This window comes from Collinsella aerofaciens (assembly GCF_040910325.1).
GTDB classification, from domain to species: Bacteria; Actinomycetota; Coriobacteriia; order Coriobacteriales; family Coriobacteriaceae; genus Collinsella; species Collinsella aerofaciens_BL.
On sequence record NZ_JBDGAV010000048.1, the window covers coordinates 1 to 5,965 of the forward strand.

Genomic DNA, 5,965 nt, shown 5'->3' on the forward strand with positions numbered 1-5,965 from the left:
GAGCGTCCAGGCGGAGCTCGATTTCGGGTTCGACGATGTGTTGGAGGGCCTTTGGGTCGAGGTGCGCCATCATGAGCCGGATGAGGACTCGGACGGCGACCCGCGCGGGAGGGGCTGCGCACTGTACGCGGACTGCCGGTACAGCCTGGTCGAACCGTCGGACCTCGACCGTGTCTTCTGCATCCTTTACGAGGGGCAGCCGAGGGTCTGCCGCGTCGCGGGGGAGCTCGTGAACCTTTTGCGGGCCTGCGCGTTGTCCTGCCTCATGCTCGGATCTCCCTACCCGCCAGGCGCCCTCGAGGCCCTGGCCGCGTGCGCTCGATACCTCTGCGGTCCGGCTTTCACATCCGACCTCGCCGCCCGTGCCCGCGCCGCGGGGGAGCTAGGGCCCCCGCGGCGGCGGTGAACGCGGCCGCTGCGTGGGAATTTGGGATGGGGGCGGGTTCCGAAACGCCTGCGGAGGGGAGAACCCCGTTGGGCGGGGACTATTCGTGATGCTTGATATCGCATTGCAGTATGGAAGCACGGATCATCTTCGCGATGGTCCGACCGGTTGATGGGCTAGGACGCGCATTCAGCAGGGAAGGGGATGGCTTTTAATGCCGCTTTTGGCTTATGCGTGCCGCGCTCCGCGTATGGCCATCCTGCGGTGCTAAAGCATTCTTGAAGTCTGTTAAGTGAATTCGTTTTAATCGCGCACGTGGCCGTTTGCCCATGTCGCATAACAGGATTCACTGTTGATTGCCCGTGTGATGACAGCGTGAGTTTCGGGGGGGGGGGTGGCGTGAGCGGAGTCGCCGCGTTGTATAAGTCTGGCCGGCCCGACTGATGTGTCGATCTGTCGGGCCGGCCGAGAATGGTGAAGAGATCTCGCTGTTGAATGAACGAATGTTACAAGCAGCTCTTCAAGGCGCTTTGGGCGTTGGCTGGGGCTGCGCAGTCAATCGCATGCAGTGATAGGCGAGGCGATTGCTCGATGAGCCGGCGACTAGTTCTGTGCTGCACTCGTCCCGGTGCCGTCGTTGTCTGCCGAGTACCAGAATGCGTAGGCCGCAACGACGGCATCATAGACGGCTGCGACTACGTTATCCACGACGGCTGCAAAGTTGACCACAACGGGAACGGGGCCGGTTTTGGAATCCAACTTCTCTACTTCTGGGGTCTCATACATGAGAACATCTCCTTAGAATTGTGACAGGACGCTCAGGTCGCCTAGATCATCGTCGATCAGGTCGATATAGAGGTCGCCGTCCATATTGATGTCTGCAATCAACGATGAGATCTCTTCCATCTCGTCAATCGAGTGCATACGATTGGCCAACGCGGTAACAACGGGCTTATCCCAAACGGTTGCCATTCCGGCATCGTAGTATTCCTGAAGGCTGTGTTTGCGAACGTTTCCGATGATGAGAGGTATATAGGGGGATGCGACGATATCGCCATTGGCGTGGATGGCCACTTGGTCAAATTGCATTTGCAGTTGAGGGAATCTGACCAAGTGGTCGATGGGGTCGCCCCACTCAAGCATGAAATAGCCTCGATAGTCCGGATCGTATCGAAGGTCATTGATCGTGTTGACTAGCCGACGGTATTGATTATTCGAAGGGCGAATCGTGCGGTTTCTTCGGGCTCTACCGAGGAGCATGAGCGGCTGAACTCTAAGGTCAATTCGGTCAGTTCTACCCGACGATTTCAGCTTGTCTCGAAGCATCGTGCAAACTGGTTTGAAATCGTCGACATTGAACGATGTCGGACAAAAGGCAATTGAAAGGTGCAGTGAGGTTTCGTTCAGCGTGATATCGATGGCGTCGAGCACCCGGTCGTATAATCCCGAGAGTCCTCGCATATGTTCGTGAGAATCGCGTAGGCCATCGAGGCTAAACTGTATGCCGTTTAAACCGGCGCGTTCGAGCTCATGCAAAGTATTTGAGTTTGCGAGCAGACCGTTTGACACGAGGTTGCATTTGACGCCAGATGCGCTGAGCCGCCGCAAGGACTCGATGACAAGATCCTTTCGCAGGAGGGTCTCGCCTCCGCAGAAGCAGAAGCTAAAGGGGTGCATTTGACAAATCGAGTCGACGAGTTCGAGGACTTCGTTGTCGGATAATTCGTTCGCGACGACATCGTTTTCTCCACTGTTGTTGAAGCAGTGTAGACAACGAAGGTTGCATTTGTTTGTAATGTCGAGCGCAACGCTGTGGGGCGCTCCGATTATTGCCGGCATGCTCATTATTGCTTCTTATCGAGCGGGCGAACAAACAGCTTGACGTCGCCCGAGTCGAGCTCATTGGGCAGGGTGCCGACTAAGGAAAAGCCAAGGCGCTGGTCGGAATGGTCAAGTTGTTCGGCGATTGGGGTGGAATCAGGCGCGTCAATTCTGAGCGCGCGGTAGGCTTTGGGAGCGGAAGATCCGTAGTATTCCGCAAGGCGGTCGAGCACACCGGCAAGCAGCGTGGAGCTGCATGAGATAAATTTGATGATGACGCTGCGGCCGGCGGGATTAGTGGCCGGCTCGCATATTATCAATCCATTAATTTCTCCGGACTGGCTCGTGAGTAGAAAATAATCATGGGTAAAGGAAAAGAGCCTTTGGCGAAGAACCAGAAAGTTCTCCAATTCGGGCTCAACGTCGAACTCAGAGAAATAGATCCTATTGCCATTTTTGGACTGTTTTGCAGAGAGGGATTTTGCAGCCGCCTCTTCGATTTCAGCAAACCTGCTCGCGTCCGCGAGAATAAGCAGCTCGTCGGGATTCACCGATGTTAGGTAATCGGAGCCGAAAGGGTCGTTCATATATCTCCCTTCTTTCTTCCAAACGATAAGACAGTTTACGGTCAGGCTATGCAGGGTTTGGGCCAGGTCATGCGCTAGCGTCTCGCGCGGTTGATCTGGGTATTTTTCTTGGAACAGACGGAGAATTTTGGGCAAATCGCAGGTGCCGTCGCATAAGTCAAGAATCTCTTTAGCGACCCTGTTGAGGATCGTATAGATTTGTTTCCCATCTGAGCTTAGGACGCTCAGGCGGTTATTTGGTTCACTGCGAAGGTAGCTTGGGTCGAGGGGGATAGGGATGACTCCAGGCAATGATGAGATTTGCGCGCTCCAAACATTCACGGATTCCATTGATCTCCTTTGGTTGTGGCCTATCTTCCTCGAATAGCAACTCGTTCGATAAAATATCACAAATCGAAACGATATATAAAAGAATATATTTATATCGATATACAATATTAGGTTAAAAAAAGTTTTGATGTTTGTCGATAGGGCTGGTATTGAAGGAGTGGACTGGAGTGATGGCGATGTCGGACGTTGTGGTTTCAATGGTGGGGTCATGCCTGCTGCTGTTGTTCGGAATAATGATATATCGAGGCAAGCTCACGGGATTGCTTGCCGGAATGTCATTGCTATCGGGAGAGCGTTTAGAGGAGGCAAAGCGGACGGCCGAGTCTCTAGGCGCAAACCGAGTGGTGGGGGCGTCTATAGTTTTCTCCGCAATATGCCTTTTTCTCTCGTCCCTTTTTCCGGACAAAAGGGCTATTCTCGGTCTGATGGTGGCTGCTGTTATAATCGCCGCGCTTGCCTATGCAAATAGGGGGCTTATTCGTATGTATATAAAGGTGAAATGGAATCCTGGGCACCGCAACCCGAGATAATGTCTTGAGCAAGGATTAACAACAAGGGATATATGGGAGCGATTAAGCGGCGAGCAAATTCAGTTTTGGATAAAAGGCCGCTTGATGGGAGCTGGCATGTTTAAGAAGACGGTTCACGAGTTGTTTCGGTGTAAAGGGTCACGGCTTTTCGTGATTCTCATGCTGGTGAATTTTGCTCTCTCGTGCGTCATGCCCGCCTTAAACGGTGGGTTTGTAGACTTTCTCGTGACGAATAGGGATCCATCTCGCGTCGTGTGGTTTGCGGCCTTTGTTGCGGGCATAGGGATATCGGCCTCCTTCATGTCGTATGCGATGGGTGTGAACGTATCGCGCGTCATCTTGGAGATGACGACGAGACTGATGGGGACCACGTGTGAGTCGTTTGAACGGGGGCCCCTGGAAAAGGGGGAGCAGGCGGATCCATCCTATACAACGCAGAGGGTGTATGCGGATTCGAATGCGGTGTCATCGTTTGTCGTGAACAACTTCCTGACGATCGGGCTTAACATCGTTCTGGTTGTGTTGATATGCATCATCCTGTTTTCGATTAATCCGGTGTTCCTGGTGTTAAGTGCATGTTCGCTTGTTGCGTACTTCATTTTATTCAGGGCGTTGAAAAAGCCGTTGTACAACAGTTCGCTTGCGAACAAGGAGGGTTTGAGTAAGCTTTTCGCGTCCGTGAGCGGCGAGCTGTCGCAGTTGTTTGACATTAAGTGCGATGGCGCATATAACCAGAGCGCTCGGACGCTCAAAGGGGTATTCGAGGGGTACTACCCGATTTACATAAAAGCAAGTAGGGTCTCGAATCTGGCCACATCAAGCGACGGCCTGATCTCGTCTTTGTTTCGGGGGGCACTGCTTGTGATCTCCGGGATGGAAATATTGAGCGGAAGAATGAGCTTAGGCGAGTTCACAATGGTGAACTCGTATTACTCGATGGCGTTCGGATGCTTCAAGTATTTTTTGAATTATTTCAAATCGTATCAGGACGCAAGGGCCTCGTTCGACCGATTGGGGGCTCTGACGGAGGACGCCGAGGACCGCGGCACCCTCACGGTTGGGCACGTGGAGAGCATATCGTTGTCCAACATCGCGTACCGATACGCGGGAAAGCCCTACTTATACCGCGACCTCTCCGTGGAGGTGGAGGAAGGAAAAACCTATGCCATTACCGGGCCGAACGGATGCGGAAAAAGCACGTTTCTGAAGGTGCTCCTTGGACTATATTCTGCTGGGGGACATCGGGCTTTGGGGTCGGTGCCATATGAAGAGCTCGATATGGAGACGATCCGACGGGACCTGTTTGCGGTGTGCCCGCAAAAGCTCTTTATTCCGAACGAAACGGTGGAGAATTACCTTGAGAGGACGTCGATTCGGGGATCGAGCGAAAACCTCCGAGAGCTTGTGCCGAGTTTCTATCGAACCGTCGAATCGTTAAAAGGCAAGAATTGTAGAGACCTTTCTGGTGGAGAGTATCGAAAGCTAAGGATATTCGCAGCACTTCGCAGGCAGCCGGAAGTGCTTGTGTTCGATGAACCAACGAACGATTTAGATGAAGAAAGCCGTCGGGAGTTCACGGAGTATATTCATCGAAATCCCTTCGATCAGCTAATTCTTGTTGTAAGCCATGATCAGGATTTGATTTCAGCATGCGATAGGAAGCTGGATTTGGATTTCGATCCGAAAAATGGGCAATGCTGATGGGAAACGCTTAGAGTTCGGGCTTGCGCGTCATGGAGTAATCTTTCCTCTTATCGAAAATCGTTACAATATAAGAAAAACAGTAAGCAAGAAGAAATGGCTCGGGGAAGAGCTCGCTGCTGTCAGTGATATTGGGTCTATATCCAGATAACACGGAAGGGGCCGTCCTCTACAACGGGGTATCACAGCGTCGCATCGACCGATGCGCATTGCGGCGGTGCCGAGTTGGCATTACGGAGCAAGAGCCCCCTATTGTTGGGGGGACGATCCTCGATAATCTTACGCTGCTTTCTGATGATTTCGAGGCCGACAAACTGAATCGGATGCTTGCCATATTGGGGTTAGACAAAATGATTGCCGCTGCGGAGAACGGGGCGGCAGCGATGCTTGGCAGCAAGAAAGGAGGGGTGTCCGGCGGGGAGAAGCAGAACATCGCAATTGTGCGGCAGATGTTGAAATCGCCGGACGTCATGTTGTTTCTTGAGTCAACTTCAGCGCTTGATGCGAAGAGCCGGAGCGCGCTAATTAAATTGCTGAGTCCTAGGCCCTTTCGACACCACCTATATTGCGAATCAGCACCGCCGCCCACCCGACCGAATATTGCCGTTCGG

6 protein-coding genes and 1 pseudogene are annotated in these 5,965 nt (G+C 52.9%); 4 read left to right on the plus strand and 3 right to left on the minus strand.

The genetic code is table 11. The annotated features are described in order from the left end of the window. Positions 1-406, plus strand: a 406-nt coding sequence (locus tag AB5Z25_RS10595) for a hypothetical protein (protein WP_368135558.1), incomplete at its 5' end; no start/stop codon positions are given. Between the two features lie 582 nt (positions 407-988). Here the strand turns inward: AB5Z25_RS10595 and AB5Z25_RS10600 are convergent. The 3 genes from AB5Z25_RS10600 to AB5Z25_RS10610 are packed head-to-tail and all read right to left on the minus strand — an operon-like array spanning position 989 to position 3,123. Beyond that, a complete protein-coding gene (locus AB5Z25_RS10600; protein WP_368135559.1) occupies positions 989-1,171 on the minus strand; it encodes a hypothetical protein in 183 nt (60 codons plus the stop codon). A 12-nt stretch (positions 1,172-1,183) separates the two neighbouring features. After that, positions 1,184-2,224 carry a radical SAM/SPASM domain-containing protein gene (locus AB5Z25_RS10605; RefSeq protein WP_270253449.1) on the minus strand — a complete coding sequence of 347 codons (1,041 nt, stop codon included), beginning with the start codon at positions 2,222-2,224 and terminating at the stop codon, positions 1,184-1,186. A 5-nt stretch (positions 2,225-2,229) separates the two neighbouring features. Then, positions 2,230-3,123, minus strand: a complete 894-nt coding sequence (locus AB5Z25_RS10610; RefSeq protein ID WP_270225118.1) for a PqqD family protein — start codon at positions 3,121-3,123, stop codon at positions 2,230-2,232. A gap of 149 nt (positions 3,124-3,272) precedes the next feature. On the opposite strand from AB5Z25_RS10610, the gene AB5Z25_RS10615 reads away from it, so the two are divergent. From AB5Z25_RS10615 to AB5Z25_RS10625, 3 genes and pseudogenes are all read left to right on the plus strand, one after another. Next, positions 3,273-3,653 carry a hypothetical protein gene (locus AB5Z25_RS10615; RefSeq protein ID WP_270253029.1) on the plus strand — a complete coding sequence of 127 codons (381 nt, stop codon included), beginning with the start codon at positions 3,273-3,275 and terminating at the stop codon, positions 3,651-3,653. Between the two features lie 96 nt (positions 3,654-3,749). Continuing rightward, positions 3,750-5,354 (plus strand): ATP-binding cassette domain-containing protein, encoded by a 1,605-nt coding sequence (locus tag AB5Z25_RS10620; RefSeq protein WP_368135560.1) that lies wholly within the window; start codon positions 3,750-3,752, stop codon positions 5,352-5,354. A 104-nt stretch (positions 5,355-5,458) separates the two neighbouring features. Beyond that, a pseudogene (locus tag AB5Z25_RS10625) lies at positions 5,459-5,965 on the plus strand (ATP-binding cassette domain-containing protein); the annotation flags it as partial.